The sequence below is a fragment of the Salinicoccus sp. Bachu38 genome (genome assembly GCF_038561955.2).
GTDB lineage: Bacteria > Bacillota > Bacilli > Staphylococcales > Salinicoccaceae > Salinicoccus > Salinicoccus bachuensis.
Map to the genome: position 1 here is coordinate 175635 of NZ_CP138333.2, position 18192 is coordinate 193826.

21 protein-coding genes are annotated in these 18192 nt (G+C 49.2%); 15 read left to right on the top strand and 6 right to left on the bottom strand.

Annotation, left to right across the window (positions count from 1 at the left end):
* Positions 1 to 135: 135 nt before the first annotated feature.
* The 10 genes from RQP18_RS00835 (at position 136) to RQP18_RS00880 (ending at position 9941) form a co-directional block, all read left to right on the top strand.
* Positions 136 to 1440 carry an ABC transporter substrate-binding protein gene (locus RQP18_RS00835; RefSeq protein WP_342388299.1) on the top strand — a complete coding sequence of 435 codons (1305 nt, stop codon included), beginning with the start codon at positions 136 to 138 and terminating at the stop codon, positions 1438 to 1440.
* Between the two features lie 58 nt (positions 1441 to 1498).
* The gene (locus RQP18_RS00840; protein WP_342388300.1) at positions 1499 to 2365 is read left to right on the top strand and encodes a carbohydrate ABC transporter permease; all 867 of its coding nucleotides are present in this window, start codon (positions 1499 to 1501) and stop codon (positions 2363 to 2365) included.
* Entirely contained in the window at positions 2365 to 3186 is an 822-nt protein-coding gene (locus RQP18_RS00845) for a carbohydrate ABC transporter permease (protein WP_342388301.1), read from the top strand. Before RQP18_RS00840 ends, RQP18_RS00845 begins: the two co-directional genes overlap by 1 nt.
* Before the next feature lie 19 nt (positions 3187 to 3205).
* Positions 3206 to 4225, top strand: a complete 1020-nt coding sequence (locus RQP18_RS00850; RefSeq protein WP_342388302.1) for a LacI family DNA-binding transcriptional regulator — start codon at positions 3206 to 3208, stop codon at positions 4223 to 4225.
* The gene (locus tag RQP18_RS00855; RefSeq protein ID WP_342388303.1) at positions 4222 to 4935 is read left to right on the top strand and encodes a ThuA domain-containing protein; all 714 of its coding nucleotides are present in this window, start codon (positions 4222 to 4224) and stop codon (positions 4933 to 4935) included. The genes RQP18_RS00850 and RQP18_RS00855 overlap by 4 nt, the downstream gene beginning before the upstream one ends.
* Positions 4932 to 5963 carry a Gfo/Idh/MocA family protein gene (locus tag RQP18_RS00860; RefSeq protein WP_342389356.1) on the top strand — a complete coding sequence of 344 codons (1032 nt, stop codon included), beginning with the start codon at positions 4932 to 4934 and terminating at the stop codon, positions 5961 to 5963. Before RQP18_RS00855 ends, RQP18_RS00860 begins: the two co-directional genes overlap by 4 nt.
* A 9-nt stretch (positions 5964 to 5972) precedes the next feature.
* A complete protein-coding gene (locus tag RQP18_RS00865; RefSeq protein ID WP_342388304.1) occupies positions 5973 to 7004 on the top strand; it encodes a Gfo/Idh/MocA family protein in 1032 nt (343 codons plus the stop codon).
* 11 nt (positions 7005 to 7015) lie between these two features.
* Positions 7016 to 7984 carry a sugar phosphate isomerase/epimerase family protein gene (locus tag RQP18_RS00870; RefSeq protein ID WP_342388305.1) on the top strand — a complete coding sequence of 323 codons (969 nt, stop codon included), beginning with the start codon at positions 7016 to 7018 and terminating at the stop codon, positions 7982 to 7984.
* Positions 7985 to 7996: 12 nt separating this feature from the next.
* Complete coding sequence (locus RQP18_RS00875; protein ID WP_342388306.1) at positions 7997 to 9163, top strand: ABC transporter ATP-binding protein; 1167 nt, start codon at positions 7997 to 7999, stop codon at positions 9161 to 9163.
* 91 nt (positions 9164 to 9254) lie between these two features.
* Positions 9255 to 9941, top strand: a complete 687-nt coding sequence (locus tag RQP18_RS00880) for a VOC family protein (protein ID WP_342388307.1) — start codon at positions 9255 to 9257, stop codon at positions 9939 to 9941.
* Here RQP18_RS00880 and RQP18_RS00885 read toward each other — a convergent pair.
* Positions 9926 to 10171, bottom strand: a complete 246-nt coding sequence (locus RQP18_RS00885) for a hypothetical protein (protein WP_342388308.1) — start codon at positions 10169 to 10171, stop codon at positions 9926 to 9928. The genes RQP18_RS00880 and RQP18_RS00885 overlap by 16 nt on opposite strands.
* A 56-nt stretch (positions 10172 to 10227) precedes the next feature.
* Here RQP18_RS00885 and RQP18_RS00890 point away from each other — a divergent pair, with 56 nt between their 5' ends.
* Both RQP18_RS00890 and RQP18_RS00895 read left to right on the top strand, forming a co-directional pair.
* Complete coding sequence (locus RQP18_RS00890; protein ID WP_342388309.1) at positions 10228 to 11496, top strand: lipid II:glycine glycyltransferase FemX; 1269 nt, start codon at positions 10228 to 10230, stop codon at positions 11494 to 11496.
* A gap of 175 nt (positions 11497 to 11671) precedes the next feature.
* Positions 11672 to 12469, top strand: coding sequence for a transporter substrate-binding domain-containing protein (locus RQP18_RS00895; protein WP_342388310.1), 798 nt, complete (start codon positions 11672 to 11674; stop codon positions 12467 to 12469).
* Between the two features lie 58 nt (positions 12470 to 12527).
* Here RQP18_RS00895 and RQP18_RS00900 read toward each other — a convergent pair whose 3' ends face one another.
* The 4 genes from RQP18_RS00900 to RQP18_RS00915 are packed head-to-tail and all read right to left on the bottom strand — an operon-like array spanning position 12528 to position 14475.
* The gene (locus RQP18_RS00900; RefSeq protein WP_342388311.1) at positions 12528 to 12803 is read right to left on the bottom strand and encodes a hypothetical protein; all 276 of its coding nucleotides are present in this window, start codon (positions 12801 to 12803) and stop codon (positions 12528 to 12530) included.
* Positions 12804 to 12822: 19 nt separating this feature from the next.
* Positions 12823 to 13137 (bottom strand): membrane stabilizing protein MspA, encoded by a 315-nt coding sequence (mspA, locus tag RQP18_RS00905; protein ID WP_342388312.1) that lies wholly within the window; start codon positions 13135 to 13137, stop codon positions 12823 to 12825.
* Positions 13134 to 14285: an MFS transporter gene (locus RQP18_RS00910; protein ID WP_342388313.1), complete on the bottom strand. Its 1152-nt coding sequence runs from the start codon at positions 14283 to 14285 to the stop codon at positions 13134 to 13136. The genes mspA and RQP18_RS00910 overlap by 4 nt, the downstream gene beginning before the upstream one ends.
* Before the next feature lie 19 nt (positions 14286 to 14304).
* Positions 14305 to 14475, bottom strand: a complete 171-nt coding sequence (locus RQP18_RS00915) for an SE1832 family protein (protein WP_169738741.1) — start codon at positions 14473 to 14475, stop codon at positions 14305 to 14307.
* Positions 14476 to 14594: 119 nt separating this feature from the next.
* Between RQP18_RS00915 and RQP18_RS00920 the strand changes: the two genes are divergently transcribed.
* Complete coding sequence (locus tag RQP18_RS00920) at positions 14595 to 15272, top strand: phosphotransferase (RefSeq protein WP_342388314.1); 678 nt, start codon at positions 14595 to 14597, stop codon at positions 15270 to 15272.
* Positions 15273 to 15314: 42 nt separating this feature from the next.
* Here RQP18_RS00920 and RQP18_RS00925 read toward each other — a convergent pair whose 3' ends face one another.
* Complete coding sequence (locus RQP18_RS00925; protein WP_342388315.1) at positions 15315 to 15974, bottom strand: PepSY domain-containing protein; 660 nt, start codon at positions 15972 to 15974, stop codon at positions 15315 to 15317.
* A gap of 151 nt (positions 15975 to 16125) precedes the next feature.
* Between RQP18_RS00925 and RQP18_RS00930 the strand changes: the two genes are divergently transcribed.
* Together RQP18_RS00930 and RQP18_RS00935 are read left to right on the top strand one after the other, a co-directional pair.
* Positions 16126 to 16764, top strand: a complete 639-nt coding sequence (locus RQP18_RS00930; protein WP_342388316.1) for a YczE/YyaS/YitT family protein — start codon at positions 16126 to 16128, stop codon at positions 16762 to 16764.
* Between the two features lie 49 nt (positions 16765 to 16813).
* Positions 16814 to 18148 carry an NCS2 family permease gene (locus RQP18_RS00935; protein WP_342388317.1) on the top strand — a complete coding sequence of 445 codons (1335 nt, stop codon included), beginning with the start codon at positions 16814 to 16816 and terminating at the stop codon, positions 18146 to 18148.
* The last annotated feature ends 44 nt before the right edge of the window (positions 18149 to 18192 follow it).

Below are 18192 nucleotides of genomic sequence, written 5' to 3' on the forward strand. Positions count from 1 at the left end.
ACTTTTTCAAAAGTCTTTCGCAGTAAAGAAATAATTTGTGCAATCGTTTGCAAAAAAATGTTGACTTCAAAGAATTCTGAATATAAAATCAAAATACAAGCGATTGATAACGCTTACATACAAGGAGGATGAAAAATGAAGAGATCGAAGTGGAGTTATGCTTTTCTTCTCGCCCTGCTTCTCATGCTGGGAGCGTGTGGAAACAGTGGAGATGCTGGCGGTTCAGTTTCAGGAGACGGCGAAGAGGGCAGCGGCGACGGTGAATCGGTAACGATTGACCTCTATCAGTTCAAAGTGGAATTCAAGGAGCAGTTTGAATCCCTCGTAGCGCAATATGAAGAAGAGAATCCGAATGTGACAATCAATGTTGAAACGGTCGGTGGCGGAAATGACTACGGTGCGACACTGAAATCGAAGATTGCATCGGGCAATGAACCGGACATCTTCAATATTGGCGGACCGCAGGACTATGAGGACCACAAGGATCGTATCGCACCAATCGAAGATTCCGCAGCTGTAGATGCAGCACTGGAAGGCACGCTTGATGCAGTTACAGTGGATGACCAGGTTTATGGTGTCCCTTACAACCTCGAAGGGTACGGCCTGATCTACAACAAGGGGATCTTTGAAGAGGCGGGCATCAACCCTGATGACCTGACGACAATGGAAGATCTGCAGGCTGCTGTGGATACACTTGACGGTATGAAAGAGGAGCTCGGCCTGGATGCTGTCTTCGCCTTCCCGGGCAAAGAGAGATGGGTTTATGGAAACCACAGCAGCAGTTCATTCCTCGCACCTGAATTCAATGACAGTGTCATCGAAGCATTCGAGTCCGACACAGTGGAATTCGAACTCTCTGAAGAACTCAAAAACTACATCGACATGCAGGTGAACTATTCCGAGCAGCCTGTACTGAGCCTCGACTACTCACAGCAGGTTGAAGCACTCTATTCCATGGAGAAAGTGGCGATGATCCAGCAAGGCAACTGGGCGTATCCCTCCATTGAACAGATTGCGCCTGAAGTGGCTGAGAATTCCGGAATCATCCCTATTCCTGTAGCCGGCGAGGCTGAAATGCCTGTAGGCGTGCCACAGTATTGGGTGGTGAACTCCGGTGCCGAAGATAATGTTCAGCAGGCGTCTGTCGATTTCCTGGACTGGATGTATACATCTGACGCAGGCAAGGAGGCTGTACTGAACGACTTCAACTTCATTCCCGCATATGAGGACTACGACACAAGCCAGATTTCAGATCCATTGTCCCAGGAGATCTATGAATACTCCGAAGCAGGCAATACAAGTGGATGGGTATTCCTTGGATATCCTACCGGCTTCTCTGAAGAGACATTCGGTGATAATGTACAGCAGTACATCTCCGGTGATATCACATGGGAAGAAGTTGTAGAGAACTCGCAAGCATACTGGGAAGAGAATAGATAAATGAAATCATAATGGAGCAATCATATTGCTCCATTATTTCTTACAAAGAGGTGTTAATATGAAAACCAAAAATATCATGTACTGGGTGTTCATTGCCCCGGTTCTGGCGGCACTTCTGATCGTCGTGGTCGTTCCTTTCATCTGGGGAATCTACTATTCCCTTACAGAATGGTCGGGGGACATGGCACAGACGCCGGTGTTCACAGGGTTTGATAACTACAAGAGTCTGATGTCCGATCCAACATTCCTGAGTGCGCTCTGGTTCACTTTCAAATATGCAATCGTGACGGTGATCATCATAAATGTCGTCGGCTTCTCACTGGCACTGATTGTAACGAGCTACATAAAATCAAAGAACCTCCTCAGGACGATATTCTTCATGCCGAACCTGATCGGTGGGCTGATCCTCGGGTTCATATGGCAGTTCATCTTCACGAACATCTTCAATGCATTGGGCGAGCTCATGGGTGTCGAAATGCTTCAGGGCTGGCTGGCGACCCCGGCAACAGGTTTCTGGGGACTGGTCATCCTCCATGTATGGCAGATGGCAGGCTACATCATGATCATCTACATTGCATATCTGCAAAGCATCCCGGACGAACTGCTCGAGGCGGCTGACATGGATGGGGCAAGCTACTTCCAGAAATTGAAGAATGTAGTGATGCCGCTTGTCGCACCGGCATTCACGGTAAGCATGTTCCTGACCTTGTCCGGTGCATTCAAAATCTATGATCAGAATCTCTCCCTCACAGGCGGCGGACCCGGCGGCACTACGAAAATGATTGCCATGGATATCGTTGATACGGCTTTTGCCATGAATACGATGGGGCTCGCGCAGGCCAAGGCAGTCATCTTCTTCATCATCGTCGCGATTTTAAGTTTGACGCAAGTCTACTATAATAAGAAAAAAGAGGTGGAGCTGTAATGAAGAAGAAAAAGACGACCGGCCGCATTGTTCTGGAAATCGTCGGCATTCTGCTTGCGCTTCTATGGCTCTCCCCCTTCTATATCATGCTGGTCAATGCATTCAAGACGAAGCGGGAAATGTTTGAAAATACACTTGCGCCTCCCCAGGAACCCATCTTTGCAAACTTTGTACAGGCTTTCCAGGAACTCGACTTTCTCAGGACATTCTTCAACTCCTTCCTGATTACGTCGCTGAGCATTGTGTGCATAGTGTTCTTTTCGGCAATGGCTGCGTACGCACTATCAAGGAACAAGAGCAAGGTCAGCGGGCTGATATTCTTCCTGTTCGTCGCTTCCATGCTCATACCGTTCCAGTCTGTGATGATTCCGCTGGTCAAGATATTCAGTGAGCTTCAGAGCCTCAACAAATGGGGGCTGATATTCATGTACATCGGCTTCGGTTCCGGTCTCTCACTGTTCCTCTACCACGGAGCGCTGAAGAATATCCCGCTCTCCCTGGATGAGGCGGCAAAAATTGATGGAGCAACGAAGTGGCAGACCTTCTGGCATGTCATATTCCCGCTTCTGAGACCGATTGGTGTGACGGTGGCAATCCTGAATGTCATCTGGATCTGGAACGACTTCCTGCTCCCAAGCCTGGTGCTTGGCCAGGGGGATGAAACGATTCCGCTTAAGCTGTTCCTGTTCTTCGGACAGTATACGAAACAGTGGACTTTGGCGTTGGCCGGCCTGACAATTTCCATCATACCGGTCATAATCGGCTACTTCATTGCTCAAAGGCACATCATCAAAGGGGTATCGGACGGTGCTGTGAAGTAAGTAGGAGGATTATTATGAAATGGTGACGATAAAAGATGTAGCAAGGATAGCTGGAGTCTCGCCCTCTACCGTATCCAGGGTAATAAAGGATCATGAGGGCATCAGTGGCTCTACAAAGAAGAAAGTGCGAAAAATAATGGAAGAGATCGGGTACGCGCCCAATATTGCGGCGCGGAACCTGGTGACGAATCAGTCGAACACCATTGGTCTGGTCATCAAGAGCGGGATGCACGAAGTGAACCTGAACCCCTTCTATTCCGAAGTGAACCTCGGTGTTTCCGAGACATGCAGGCAGAAGGGCTTCTCCACTCTCACCACTTCTGCGACGGATGATGCCAGCCTCCTGGCAGAAGTCAAGGAGCTGATCAGCTCCAGGCAGGTCGACGGGTTCATACTCCTCTATTCCAAAGAGGGGGACCCGATAGCGGAATTCCTCTCTTCATCAGAGTTTCCTTTCGTAGTGATAGGGAAGGATATACACAACGACCAGGAAGCCATATATGTGGATAATGACAATGTACAGGCGGCGGTGTCAATCACTGAATTATTGATTCGAAAAGGGTATAGTAAAATCACGATGATAGTGGATAATGACGTCTTTGCAGTTGCCACGGACAGGATCAGGGGATTTGAAGCAGCGATGCAGGAAGCCGGGCTTTCCGGCTCCTGCAGGGTAGTCAAATGCGGGGACGAGGATGGTTCCCTCGGCCGTATGCTGGATTCTTTATTCGGGGGTGATGGGCCGGAGGTACTGCTGACACTGGATGGTGTGCTGAACGCCCGCGTCATTTCGCACCTCTATCAGATGAAGATCCGCATCCCCAAGGATGTGGCGACGGCGACCTTCAGTGATTCCCTGCTGACAAAATTTGCAGCGCCGCCGCAGACTGTTGTCGATATCTTCCCGGAGGAACTCGGGAAGGAAGCCGGCAATGAAATCATCACCCTGATAAAGGACGAAGAGAAATTGAAAAGGAATATTACGGTGCCTACGCGTATCATTGAGCGCCGATCAACACAGAAGGAGGAAGGCAGATGAAAGTGACAGTCTGGAACGAATATAGGCATGAGAAGGAATCCGAAGTGGTAGGTAAGGTCTATCCTGAAGGGATCCACGGACAGATCGCGAGTTTCCTCGAGGGGCATGAGGTGACGACTGCCACGCTGGATGAAGCGGAGCATGGGCTGACTGACGAAGTGCTGAATAATACGGATGTACTTGTATGGTGGGGGCATAAGGCACACGATGAAGTGTCTGATGAAATTGCAGAAAAGGTGCGGCAGCGTGTATGGGACGGCATGGGGCTGGTAGTATTGCATTCAGCCCATTTTTCCAAGCCCTTCAAACTACTGACGGGCACATCCTGCGATCTCAAGTGGCGTGAAGCAAACGAGAAGGAGCGGCTATGGGTGGTGGACCCGACGCACCCGATTGCCGACGGTCTCGGAGAATACTTCGAGCTGCCCGAGGAAGAGATGTACGGGGAGCATTTCGACATTCCTGTGCCGGATGAGCTCATCATGCTCAGCTGGTTCGAAGGTGGCGAAGTGTTCAGGAGTGCATGCACCTTCAAGAGAGGGAACGGCAAAATATTCTATTTCCGCCCGGGACACGAAACACATCCGACCTACTATGATGAGAATGTGCAGAAGGTCGTCAATAATGGTGTGAACTGGGCAGGCAGTGTACACGGCAAAAAGCACTACTATGGAAATCACGAACCATTGGAAGAGATAAAGGAGAAATAATCATGATCAAGGTTGGTATTATAGGATGCGGCAGCATCGGAGTGAAGCGGCACATTGCCGAATATAATGAGAATGAAAACGTGAAACTGGTTGCGTTCTGCGACCCGGTCATCGATCGGGCGGAGGCACAGCGGAAAATATACGGCGGAGAAGCCTACGAGGATTACAGGGACCTGCTTGCAGATGATAATGTCGAAGCCGTCAGTGTCTGTACGCCGAACTACATGCACGCAGAAATTTCAATTGCGGCGCTTGAAGCAGGCAAGCATGTATTGTGCGAGAAGCCGATGGGCATTGCGATGGATGAGATGGATCGTATGATTGCAGCGGAAAACAAATCGGACGGACAGCTGATGGTCGGCCATAACCAGCGTCTCATCAAAGAGCATCAGGTGGCACGGGAGTATATTGCAGAAGGCAGACTCGGCAAAATCTATTCATTCCGTACGGCGTTCGGCCATCCTGGGCCGGAAGACTGGAGTGTGGATGGCAAGGAGAGCTGGTTCTTCAAGGAAGAGGAAGCGGCGATGGGCGCGATGGGGGACCTCGGAGTGCACAAGGCGGACCTTATGCGCTATATCCTCGGTGAAGAGGTCGTGGACGTAGGCGGCTTCATATCCAAGGAAGCGAAGGATTTTTCCAATGTAGATGATAATGCAGTGTGCATTCTGCGCACCGAATCGAACATCATCGGCACATTGCAGGCCAGCTGGTCATTCTATGGAGAAGAGGACAATTCGACCATCATCTATGGAGAGAAAGGCGTACTCAGCCTGCTTGCAGATTCCGAGCATTCTTTCATTTTCACAGGCAGGGATGGCGAAGTCGTCAAAGAGAACTACGGCGGCATACAGACGAATGATGAAGCGGGCCAGAAGAAGAAGTCGCTGGTCATGGATGCCTTCATCAATGCCCTCGTGAATGAAGAGCGTGTGCCCGTCACGGCAGAGGATGCGAAAAAATCCGTTGAAATCATTCTGGATGCTTTTGAGTCCGATCATACGAAGAAAATCATTACTGGAGAATAGGTGTTGCAAATGTCTAAAATCAGACTGGGTTTCATTGGTGTTGGAGGAATAGCGACCGGACGTCATATTCCTACATTCAGAACATTCGACGAGGTGGAGATTACAGCAGTCCAGGATGTCAATCAGGAACGGGCGATGAAAGTGGCGAATGAACTCAACATCCCCGAAGTGTGCTCCACAGTTGAGGACATGTATCCATATGTGGATGCGGTTGTCGTCTCTACGCCGAATAAATATCATGCGTCGATCAGCATCGATGCCATGAACAATGGCAAGCATGTCCTTTGCGAAAAGCCGATGGCCATGACGACAGAGGAGTGCAATGCGATGATTGAAGCGGAGGAGCGCAATGGTGTAAAGCTGCATATCGCCTATCATTACCGCTTCATGAAGGAGGCCATTGCAGCCAAGAAAATTATCGAACGCGGTACCATCGGGAACCCGCTGGTGGTCCGTGTGAAGGGGCTCAGGCGCAGGAAGGTGCCGGGTTGGGGCGTCTTCACCAACCAGGAGCTCCAGGGCGGCGGCGCACTGATCGACTATGGATGCCATCTCCTCGATCTGGCGATGTACCTCATGGGTGATGTCAAACCGGTGGAAGTATCCAGCGCGACCTATAATCAGCTGAGCCGTACGAATACGGTCAACGAATGGGGCCACTTCAACAGGGATGCCTTTGAAGTGGAAGACCATGTCAGTGCCTTCATCCGCTTCAACAATGGTGCATCGATGCTCTTTGAAACGAGCTGGGCTGCGAACATTCCTGAAGATGAGAACCATATCAGCATTTCAGGTGCCAAGGCGGGCCTCGATGTATTCGATATGAAGGTGAACCAGGCCGATGAGGACCTGATGACGACGATGCGCATCGACTATATAAAAGTGGATGAGCCCTACAGCAGGCTTCAGGCGGAAAATTTCATTTCAGCAATCAAATACAATACCCCGCTGACGGTGAAGTCAGTAGAGGCGAAAGAAGTATCCAAAATTATCGAAGCAATATATCTGAGTTCGAAAGAACAGAGGAGCATCAGACTTTAGGAGGCAAACAGATGAAACTGGGAGTATTCAATCCGCTGTTCCAGAACATGGAACTTGAAGAAATGCTCGATTATATCAAAGCATCCGGACTGGATGCGGTGGAAATCGGTACCGGCGGCTACCCTGGAGACAAGCATTGCAATGTCGACGAATTGCTTGGATCCGAGGCGGCAAGAGAGGCATACTTGGAGAAATTCACATCACGGGGCCTGATCATCAGTGCCTTCAGCTGCCATGGGAATCCAATCTCTCCGGATGAAGTGTTCCGCAGGGAATCGGATGAGATACTGCGCAAGTCGATCAAATTGGCAAACATGATGGACGTTCCTGTAGTCAACACATTCAGTGGCACACCTGCAGGAAATGAGACGGATACGTCAGTCAACTGGCCGGTGACCCCGTGGCCGGAGGAGTATTCGGAAATAAAGGAGTGGCAATGGGAGCATAGGCTGATTCCATATTGGCGGGAGATTGCAGAACTTGCTGAAGAATATGATGTGAAGGTCGGACTGGAACTCCATGGCGGCTTTCTCGTCCATTCCCCGCATACGATGCTTGAACTGAGGAAGTCGACGAATGAATATATCGGCGCGAATCTGGATCCGAGCCATATGTGGTGGCAGGGCATCGACCCTGTCGCAGCAATCAAGATATTGGGGCGTGAAGACGCGCTCCATCACTTCCACGCGAAGGACACATACATCGACCAGGACAATCTGAATATGCACGGCTACCTTGATATGAATCCATACGGCAACATCAGGGAGCGGAGCTGGACATTCAGAAGTGTCGGATTGGGCCACAGCGTGGACGAATGGGCGAACATGATGAGTGCACTGAGAACCTACGACTATGACTATGTCGTATCCATCGAACACGAAGATGGTCTGATGTCGATCGAGGAAGGCTTCCAGACTGCCGTCAGAAACTTGCAGGGTGTTATAATAAGAGAAACGCCGACTGATATGTGGTGGGCTTAAAGGAGTGGTTTCATGGCTGAGTTAAAGCTGAAGAATATAAAAAAGACATATGAAAAAGGTCCCACGGTCGTGGATGATTTTAATCTTGAAATCCATGACGGCGAATTCATCGTGCTGGTCGGCCCTTCCGGGTGTGGGAAATCGACGACTTTGCGGATGATTGCCGGCCTGGAGGAAATCACTGATGGCGAACTGTATATCAATGATAAGAAGATGAACGATGTGGAACCGAAGAACAGGGATATTGCGATGGTCTTCCAGAACTATGCTCTGTATCCGCATATGAGCGTGTACGACAACATGGCATTCGGCCTCAAGCTGAGAAAGACGCCGAAATCCGAAATCAAGCAGCGTGTGGAACATGCAGCGGATATTCTTGGTCTGACAGACTATCTGGACCGCAAGCCGAAGGCACTGTCCGGTGGCCAGAGGCAACGTGTGGCATTGGGCCGCGCGATTGTAAGGGAGGCGAGCGTCTTTCTGATGGATGAGCCGCTATCCAACCTGGATGCGAAGCTGAGGGTGCAGATGCGGGCTGAAATCACCAAGCTGCACAAGCGTCTGAAAACGACAACGGTATATGTAACACACGACCAGACGGAAGCACTGACGATGGCCTCACGCATCGTGATACTCGACAAGGGGGACATCATGCAGGTCGGTTCTCCGAAGGAAGTCTATGATTTTCCGGAGAATGTATTCGTCGCCCAGTTCATCGGCTCGCCGGCCATGAATGTATTTGATGCAGAAATCAGAAATGGAGAGCTTGTGATCGGGGAATCCACGATCAGAATTCCCGAATTCAAGCGGCGTATGCTTGTAAATGAAGGCTATGACAACAAGCCGATCAAGTTCGGCATTCGGCCGGAGGATGTCAGGGAGGAAGCGGTCTTTGTCGAATCCGAACTCGCCTCTGCTTTCAATGCGGAAGTCAAAGTAAGTGAGCTCCTCGGTTCTGAGATCATGCTGTACTCCGACCTCGAAGGGCAGGAATTCATCTCCCGTGTTGACGCACGCAATGAGCTCGAGCCGGGGGATATCGTGAAGTTCGCATTCGATATGAACAAGGGCCACTTCTTCGATAACGAAACGCACAAGCGCATCGTCACAAAAGAAGAGCGCAAGAAGGAGAAAGAACGCCTGGAACAGCATGATACATCCGGTGTCATCAAGGCATAGAGCTTCAGCCTGTCCATATGGACAGGCTGTATTTTTTAGTATTTGGTATGATTTAATGGTAATATGATATAGTTGAAAAGAGGTGAACAGCATGGTGAAATTCGATCACATCATACATTTTGTCAACCGGCTGGATTCAGTCGAGGCGGAAGGTGTGCTTCCGATCCATTCCGGTGGAAAGCATGAACATCTGGGCACTGCGAACCTGTTGTCCTATTTCGACCAGAGATATGTGGAGTACCTGGCCATCGATGATGAAGAAAGATTCAGGCGCCATCTGGAAGAGGCGGAGGATTCATTTGCCAAGACGATTGACCAGGTGCAGTACGAAGAAGGGTTCATCCGTTGCGCGCTTGCCACTGAAGAGATACATCAACTCGCCGACCGGTACAGGGCAAAAGGCTTCAGGACTGTCGGACCGATGGATATGGAACGCACGACCAATGGAGAGACCATACGTTGGAAACTGCTTTATATCCTGGATGATGAGGAGACCCTGCCCTTCTTCATCCAATGGGAGGAAGCGGAAGCGGCACGTTCGGACCGGATCAGAAACTTGAGGGGGGATTTTATTTCCCCGGAAATAAATATTCATCACAAAGTAAAAAATGAGAAGGTATGGGATGCCTTCTTTGACGTCATCGGTGTCTGGAAAGGCGAGGTCGATGCGCATACTACAATCACCATCGCAGAAAACGAAAAACCATCCATCACCCTGGAAGTGGGGATGGATGGGGAATCGGCGATCTACAAAGGTGCCGTCTATAAGTTTATATAGACGATGAGCCCAAGGTGCAGAAGCGCTGAAAGGGCTGTGATGATGCTGAGGATGGCAATTGATTTTGTGCCTCTTACAAGTATATACGCAATGCTCAGCATGATAGTGATCACGCCAAGGATGATTCTGACGCTCATCAGTGCGATGAGGTCCCCACTATCATATTGACCCAGTTGGAACATGCTGATGATATTGATGATCAGAAGAAAGATTAGAATAGCTTGTCTCATGATAGGACCACCTTTCATGGAATATTATATCAGATTTTATTTGAATGGAGACCGTTATGCTTAAATTGTTGAACCTGACAGAAGACGAACATGATCAGTTTGTAGAAAGCCATCCTCATGGAGACCTGCTGCAGTTGACTGACTGGGCACAGTCGAAGCATCTGACCGGATGGTACTCCAGGCGCTTTGCTGTGGGCAATGAAGCGGGGGAAACGCTCGGTGTCGCCCTTCTGCTGTTCAAGAAGGTGCCGAAACTCAATCATACGCTGTGCTATATATCAAGAGGCTTTGTCTGCGACTACCATGATCCGCTTCTGGTGGAATTTATGCTGAAGGAGGCGTTGAACATAGCCAGGGACGAAAAGGCCTATGCGATAAAGATAGACCCGGACCTCCCGCTTGAAACGCATCGGGATACGATAGAATTCCTTGAATCGATCGGTTTCAGACATCGTGGCCTAAAAGACGGCATGAGCAAGGATAATATACAGCCCAGACAGACGATGGTCGCCTCAATCGACAAGGACGACAAGGCCCTGCTGCAGAGCTTTGAAAGGAACAACCGGACAAAGGTGCGCAATGCCATCCGTCGGGGCACGAGGGTCTACAGGGCGGAACGTGAGGACCTGAAGACATTCGTCACACTCATGAAGGAGACCGGGCAGCGGGATGGCTTCCTTACCCGTGATATCACCTATTTCGAATCCCTTTATGACAATCTGCACGATAATGGACATATGGAACTGTTTCTGGTGAAACTGATGCCCACAGAAGTCGCGGCTTCGCTGGAAGTGGATATGGAGAAGGTGGAGAGGGATCTGGAAAAAGCCATGAAGAAGAAAGATGGCAGCAAGAAGGAAAACCAGATCAAAGATCTCAGCAACCGGAAAGAAAAACTCGGGAAACAGCAGCAGGAGATTGAAGAAATCAGTAAAAGACATCCTGAAGGCGTCATCCTTTCGGGTGCCCTGCTTGCCCAGGCCGGACATAAGGCATACTATCTCTACGGAGCCTCTTCAGACCAGTACCGTGAATACTTGCCGAATCATCATATGCAGTATGAAATGATGAAGTATGCACGGGATAACGGAGCCAGAACATACGACTTTGGTGGTGTCAGCGTCTCTCCACCCGAAGATTCCCCGCATTTTGGCCTATGGCAGTTCAAGAAAGTATGGGGTACGCAAGTGAGTGAGAAAGTCGGAGAGTTCGACTATGTCATCCATCGTCCGTTCTATACACTTGCCGAAGTTGGTGTGCCGATGTTCCAGAAGGGGAAAGTGAAACTGAACCAGACACTCAAAGCCTTGAAAGAGCGCCGTTAAATGATACGGCGCTTTTCTTATAGAAAAATTCTATGTATAGCCTCTGACTTTCCTATATGCGAGCATCTTGTTAAAGAGGCCCCGCCATGATAGACTTATATCCATTAATCCATAGTAATAAACTATGTTTTATAGGTCGATGACTATATGACAACTTACATACAGGGGGATTTTTATGAAGAAATGGATTTTGCCGCTGGCATTTGTCCTGCTTCTGATTGCAGGATGTGGAAATGAAGCAGAAAGTGGAAGTGTGGAAGAGACGGAAGGGGGCGACATCATCAAAATCGGTTCATCACCTGATGGATATCCGCTTTCCTTTCAGGAGGACGGAGAAGTGAAGGGCTTCAACGCAGATATCTACAACGCCATATTCGATGCGCTCGGCTATGAGATAGAATGGGTGATGACGGACTGGACAGGCGTGCTCGCCAATCTTGATACAGGAAATGTGGATACGGCCAGCAATTTTGCCATGACTCCTGAAAGGGCTGAAAAGTATACCTTCTCTGACCCCTATTATAATTCGAAGGCGGCGGTGGCAGTGGCGCAGGGTAATGAAACCATCCAGTCCATCGATGATCTGGAAGGGGCCGAAGTCGGTACGATACTGGGTACCAACTTCCAGAATGTACTGAATGAAGAATACCCGGACCATGGGGGCGAGATCATCGACTATGAGAATAACGAGGTGGTCTATAATGATGTGATTGCCGGGAAGATTGATGCATATCTTTATGGACGGGAACAGTTGCTGGCAATGATCAATGACCGTGATATAGCGCTCGAAATAGCAGGGGAACCTTTCGGGGTCCAGCCTGTCGCCCTGCCATTCAAGGATACGCCGGAGAATCAGGAGTTGATCTCAGATATCAATGAAGTACTTGCTGATTTGAGGAGCGATGGTACACTGGCTGAAATATCCGAAAAATGGTATGGCATGAACATATATGAAGAAGAGACGGCAGAATGATGCGTCCATACAATAAAGCCAGCTTCCACATGGAAGCTGGCTTTATTTGTGCGCCTGTCTATAGGAAATAGGGCCGGGTCAGAACGATCAACAGTATGAAAATCAAGGACATGACCGACATGATCAGCAGTGTCACAGACAGGGCAAAGTGGATATTGCGGTTTTCATACAGGTTAGGCTCCGATTTGGCCGCCTTCCACCCTGCCAGGAGGGAGATGAGATTAAGCAGTGCCCATACATAAATGTTGAAGAAGATGATCCCATCATTAATTATATAGTTTATAAAAAACATGATTTGCATCAGTATGAGCAGAATAAGTATGACCCGTCTCATGGGTCCACCTCTCTTCCTATTACAGTGTCAGCAGCATGATGATGAGCACGGCAGAAATCATGAGGGTAAATACATGTATCATGAACAGACGTGCGTGATCCCCTTTGGCTTCCTTGTAGCCGGTAATTTCAACTGATATGAACAGGCATATCGCAAGTGAAAAAATCAGCAGACCATCGGGGTTGGGCGCATCAAGGGAGATCAGGGTCATCATAAGCATGAACGCGATGCCCGCGATGACACGCAGTATATCGAGAATCCTGTTTCTAAGCAGCAATATGGTGATTGCACTGATGACGAGATATATGAGCAGCATAAGGACGGTCAGAATCATGCGAGAGTCCTCCTTTTCCTGAAGTATTGGAAAATGAAGTATGTGGATAATACAGTCGTTACCGCACCGAACCAGAATGGCAGTCCCGCAGTAAGGATGAATAGCATGTTGAAGACGATTGGACCGAATATTCTTCCAAGGCTATCCAGGGAATATGTAGCAGCGGTCATGCGTCCCATCTCGTCCTGATGCGCTTCTTTAGTGATCTGGGAAGTGAGCAGCGTCTTGACGAGGGCATTTCCCGTCATAAGCAGGACGATACACACTCCGGCAAATAACAGGCTGGACATGAAGGGCAGGAGGACGAAGGCGACCAGTGTCATGATCTGCCCGGCAATCATCACCGGGTATTCCTGCCCATCCTTGAGACGGCCGATGAAGCCGCCCTGCACCGCAGCATTGAAAATTCCACCGATTACAAAGAGGACACCCATCTGTGCAGGAGTGATGTCGATCCTCTCGATGCCGAGCAGCTGGAAAGTGCTCTCCATGCCACTCATTGTCAGCATGACGAAGAATGTGCATACCAGAAGGATGCCGACAGGTTTTAGGAAGTACTCGCTCGGCAAAGTGATATCTTTTCCTGCGCTCATCCCTGGGCGGTATGTTTCCTCAATCTTGAACATGCTGAATATCAGTGCACCTGCAATGACGATGGTCGTCATGTAGTAGGCGAAGCTCAGGCTGATCTGGGCGAGCAGCCCGCCCACACCCGGCCCGAAAATGAACCCGAGTCCAATGGACATGCCAATCAGTCCCATGAACCGTGTCCGTTCCTCGCGTGTCGTCAGGTCCGCCACCATGCTTGTCGTTGCTGTGTAGAGCGCCCCTGAGGCAGCCCCTCCGACAATGCGGGTCAGGTAGAGCACCCATAGTACATCGATGAACAGGCCGAACAGGAGGAAGCTGAAGCTGAAAGCGAGCAATCCGTACAGCAGGATCGGGCGACGGCCATGGCGGTCGCTCAACCTGCCGAAATAGGGGGCGGCAGCAAAACTGGCAACGGAATATACGGCAAGCAATCCTCCCATGTGCAGGGTGGACACGCCGAGCTCGGTTACAAGTTCCGGTATGACCGGTATGATCATGCTGAAGCCGAAATATATGAGAAATTGTATGATCATAATGAATAAGATCATTTTTTTCATTGCGGGCACTTCCTATTGGTTATTTCTGATTCCTGATTTCCTTTTTTGTCTGTGCAATTTCTGTTTCTATCTGAGTAAGGCGATCTTCCATTTTTGATGTGCGGTTACCAGTGGATTCGAGTTTTTCAAGATCACCCTGAATGCGTACATACTCATTTTTGAGTTCCTTAAGTCTGTATTCCAGATCCATTACTTTCACCACCTTGAATTATAGTAGTATCATATCATAATGCAATCGATATTAGGGGAATCACTAATGACATTTTAAGGATGATTGAAGTAGAATGGAAGGGAATGGAGGGACATTGGATGCATACTTTTGAAATATACGAAGAGTACTACGATTGGGCACCGCTTGAAGGGGATTCGGAGGCCCGGGTGCATTTGCTTACATACGGAGGAGAGGATCCGCCCAATATGTATCAGCCGCAGGAGCCGCTGATTGCAAAATCCTACATTGATGATGTAAGGCGGACGCGGCGGGAATACAAACGGCTGCTGTGGATGGAGTTGAATAAGATCAATGGCGTGCCGAAGCCGGTGACATTATATGAAGAAGCCGGCGCCTATATGTTCTATCTGGCCCTTCCAGGCATGGATGCTGAGAATTTCCTGCAGGCACAGGTGCCAGAATTCATCGTTTCCACGCTGAAACAGATTGGAAGATATTTGAGCTACCTGCATAAGCAGGAGATCAAGGAATGTCCGTTCGTCTATTCTGAAGATGATGTCCATACGGACCTGGTTTTCAGCCACGGCGATTTTAAACTCTCCAATGTGATAGTGAACGAAAATTACATTACAGGCAGTGTGGATATGATAGGAATTGGAATAAGGGACCGGTATTTTGACCTCGCTGCCATGACACTTGATATTGAGAGGGTATTGGGCGGGGAATACCTGGAATACTTTTATGAGGGGTATCGGATCAAGGATCACGTCAATCAGGAAAAAATGGACCAGTTCATCCAGCTGGTGGAAGCATAAGAAAAGGCGTAACCATATTATTATTGGTTACGCCTTTTCCCATCAGTCGTCCGTTTCCACTATCTCGCCGTTTTCGGCATTGATGGTCACATCTGCATCTCCATTATCACCATTTTTCATGTCCACTTCATATTCCAGCTGATCGTCATCCCTGGCCAGGGTCCAGCCTTCCAGTTCACCATTGGTCTCGTCCATGGCAGTCTGCACTGCTTCTTCTGCAGGCACTGCATCGCCATAGCTGAAGTGTTCGTCCGTGTCGAAATCATCGTCACTTTCCGTCTGTTCATCTACTATGGACAGGTCGTCCACCGACAATTTCGCTTCGTATTCTTCAGATTCACTTTCCATGTCGACCTTGTATATCCATTGGCCATCCTCATCATCGAGTTCGACCTCCACAAGCTCTCCATCGAAGTTTTCTGAGGCAGCATTTACAGCTTCTTCGGCATCGTGATTGATGTCTTCGGGTGCAATTGTATCACCGGTGCCGCCTGAAGATTGTTCACTGGACTCCTCGGTGGATTCTTCAGTAGATTCTTCTGTTGACTCTTCAGCAGACTCCTCGGTTGATGTAAACTCTTCGTTCTCCTCCACCACTTCGTCCACATCTGCTGAATCAGGGTTTTCATCGGCACCGCCGCACGCAGCCATTACGAGTGATGCAGACAGCAGGGCGCTTGCGAGCTTGTATCTGTTCTCCATTCCGAATCCTCCTATTTTCAAATCGATTACTTCAAACTTTCCCTTCCATGTATCATTTCAAACGTTGAAGGTGTATTGGCAAACAATATTGCGTTTTTCTTCACAGAAGCGTAAACTGGTTTAAATAATAAGAGGTGAGGGGGGGTGCCATGTGATAACAAATCTGGCAAAGCGTTGGCTGTTTTATATCGTGGGGCTGGTGATTCTGGCTCTTGGGATATCATTGACAATAAAAGGGCGGCTTCTCGGACTGGGTTCATGGGACGTGCTGCATTATGGACTGTGGCAGACTTTCGGTCTGACAATAGGAAGCTGGGCAATCATTGCCGGAGCCACGATCGTTCTATTCACTGCTGTCATTACACGGCGTCTGCCAAAACTGGGCGTCTACATCAACATGGTGGCGGTCGGAGTTTTTATTGATATCTTCAACTGGCTCATCCCTGAGTTTGAAGGGTGGACGCAGCATATCATCATCTTTACGGTCGGTTTGTTTGTCATGGCATTCGGGGTAGCGTTCTACATAACGCCGAATCTTGGAGCCGGTCCACGGGATACCCTGATGCTGCTGCTTGTCGAAAAGTTCGGATTGAAAATTTCCATGGCAAGGAATATCATGGAGCTTGGTGCCGCTGTTGTCGGTTATCTATTGGGTGGCCCGGTGTTCATCGGGACCGCAATCATCATTGTCGGATTGGGCAAACTCATTGAAATGTGGCTTCCACTCACCCGCCGGATGCTTGTCGGCTTTCTGGGCGGTGAAGATAAGGAAATCATCAAGATTATATAGCTCAAGATTATATAGCTTTGAATAATTCAATCAAGGAATGGAGTAGGTTATGAAAAAGTTTTTTGGCTTTGAGGAACACGGTACCAATTATCGACGCGAAATAATTGGAGGATTGACGACTTTCCTGTCCATGGCATACATACTCGCTGTCAATCCTTCTGTTCTATCACTCCAGGGTATCGAAGGCATACCTGAATCAATGCGGATGGATATGAATGCCATATTTGTTGCGACTGCCCTCGCAGCTTTTATTGGCTGTCTGATCATGGGGATATATGCCAGATATCCCATCGCCCTCGCCCCCGGGATGGGGCTGAATGCATTCTTTGCATTCACAGTTGTCTTGACAATGGGCATTCCATGGCAGACGGCGCTGACCGGAGTGCTGTTCTCGGGAGTGATATTCGCCCTTTTGACCATCAGCGGCCTGAGGGAATACGTCATCAATTCCATACCGATGGAAATGAAGATGGCAGTCAGTGCAGGCATCGGCTTCTTCATCACTTTCGTCGGGCTTCAGGGCGCCGGTATCATCGTCACAAATGATGCGACCCTTGTCGGCCTGGGTGTCCTTCATGATCCGAAGGTGCTGCTCGCTGTAGGAGGACTTTTCATCACAGCCATACTGATGGCAAGAAAAGTCCCGGGTGCGATTTTCTTCGGGATGATCATTACTGCAATCCTCGGTCTGCTGTTTGGCCTGGTGCCACGGCCGGAAAGTTTCTTCGGATCGGTGCCGAGCATGGAGCCGACATTCGGGGCAGCCTTCGAGGCCTTCTCGGATCCAGCCGAAATATTCAATATACAGTTCCTGATCGTTGTATTGACATTCCTGTTCGTCGACTTCTTCGATACAGCCGGGACACTTGTGGGCGTCGCCAGCCAGGCGAATCTGATCAAGGACAATAAATTGCCAAGAGGTGGACGGGCACTGCTTTCCGATTCCATTGCGACCATAGCAGGAGCGATTTTTGGTACTTCGACCACCACCTCGTACGTGGAATCCACTGCCGGTGTCGCAGCAGGTGCCAGGACAGGATTTGCAAGTGTCGTAACAGGTGTGCTGTTCCTCTCGGCCATCTTCCTGTCACCGCTCATCGTGACCTTCACCTCCGAGGTGACGGCTCCCGCACTGATCATTGTCGGGGCCCTGATGGTATCCAATCTGTCCAAAGTGAGGTGGGACCAGTTCGAAGTGGCGGTTCCCGCCTTCCTGACCATGTTCATGATGCCGCTGACCTACAGTATTGCGACAGGAATTGCAATCGGCTTCGTATTCTATCCGATTACAATGATCATGGCAGGCAGAAGAAAAGAGATCCATCCAATAATGTACGCACTCTTTGTAATCTTCATATTGTATTTCATCTTCATGACGGAATAAAAAACATCTTGTAAATTGTAACTGAAAACTGTATAATAGGACAG

Excerpts from the sequence above, each read along its gene's own strand:
- RQP18_RS00845 (WP_342388301.1), top strand. The coding sequence starts at position 2,365 with ATGAAGAAGAAAAAGACGACCGGCCGCATTGTTCTGGAAATCGTCGGC.
- RQP18_RS00885 (WP_342388308.1), bottom strand. The coding sequence starts at position 10,171 with ATGAGACAAGCTATTCTAATCTTTCTTCTGATCATCAATATCATCAGC.
- mspA (WP_342388312.1), bottom strand. The coding sequence starts at position 13,137 with ATGATTCTGACCGTCCTTATGCTGCTCATATATCTCGTCATCAGTGCA.
- RQP18_RS00875 (WP_342388306.1), top strand. The coding sequence starts at position 7,997 with ATGGCTGAGTTAAAGCTGAAGAATATAAAAAAGACATATGAAAAAGGT.
- RQP18_RS00920 (WP_342388314.1), top strand. The coding sequence starts at position 14,595 with ATGCATACTTTTGAAATATACGAAGAGTACTACGATTGGGCACCGCTT.
- RQP18_RS00915 (WP_169738741.1), bottom strand. The coding sequence starts at position 14,475 with ATGGATCTGGAATACAGACTTAAGGAACTCAAAAATGAGTATGTACGC.
- RQP18_RS00855 (WP_342388303.1), top strand. The coding sequence starts at position 4,222 with ATGAAAGTGACAGTCTGGAACGAATATAGGCATGAGAAGGAATCCGAA.
- RQP18_RS00895 (WP_342388310.1), top strand. The coding sequence starts at position 11,672 with ATGAAGAAATGGATTTTGCCGCTGGCATTTGTCCTGCTTCTGATTGCA.
- RQP18_RS00935 (WP_342388317.1), top strand. The coding sequence starts at position 16,814 with ATGAAAAAGTTTTTTGGCTTTGAGGAACACGGTACCAATTATCGACGC.
- RQP18_RS00835 (WP_342388299.1), top strand. The coding sequence starts at position 136 with ATGAAGAGATCGAAGTGGAGTTATGCTTTTCTTCTCGCCCTGCTTCTC.
- RQP18_RS00900 (WP_342388311.1), bottom strand. The coding sequence starts at position 12,803 with ATGAGACGGGTCATACTTATTCTGCTCATACTGATGCAAATCATGTTT.
- RQP18_RS00840 (WP_342388300.1), top strand. The coding sequence starts at position 1,499 with ATGAAAACCAAAAATATCATGTACTGGGTGTTCATTGCCCCGGTTCTG.
- RQP18_RS00880 (WP_342388307.1), top strand. The coding sequence starts at position 9,255 with ATGGTGAAATTCGATCACATCATACATTTTGTCAACCGGCTGGATTCA.
- RQP18_RS00890 (WP_342388309.1), top strand. The coding sequence starts at position 10,228 with ATGCTTAAATTGTTGAACCTGACAGAAGACGAACATGATCAGTTTGTA.
- RQP18_RS00910 (WP_342388313.1), bottom strand. The coding sequence starts at position 14,285 with ATGAAAAAAATGATCTTATTCATTATGATCATACAATTTCTCATATAT.
- RQP18_RS00925 (WP_342388315.1), bottom strand. The coding sequence starts at position 15,974 with ATGGAGAACAGATACAAGCTCGCAAGCGCCCTGCTGTCTGCATCACTC.
- RQP18_RS00865 (WP_342388304.1), top strand. The coding sequence starts at position 5,973 with ATGTCTAAAATCAGACTGGGTTTCATTGGTGTTGGAGGAATAGCGACC.
- RQP18_RS00850 (WP_342388302.1), top strand. The coding sequence starts at position 3,206 with ATGGTGACGATAAAAGATGTAGCAAGGATAGCTGGAGTCTCGCCCTCT.
- RQP18_RS00870 (WP_342388305.1), top strand. The coding sequence starts at position 7,016 with ATGAAACTGGGAGTATTCAATCCGCTGTTCCAGAACATGGAACTTGAA.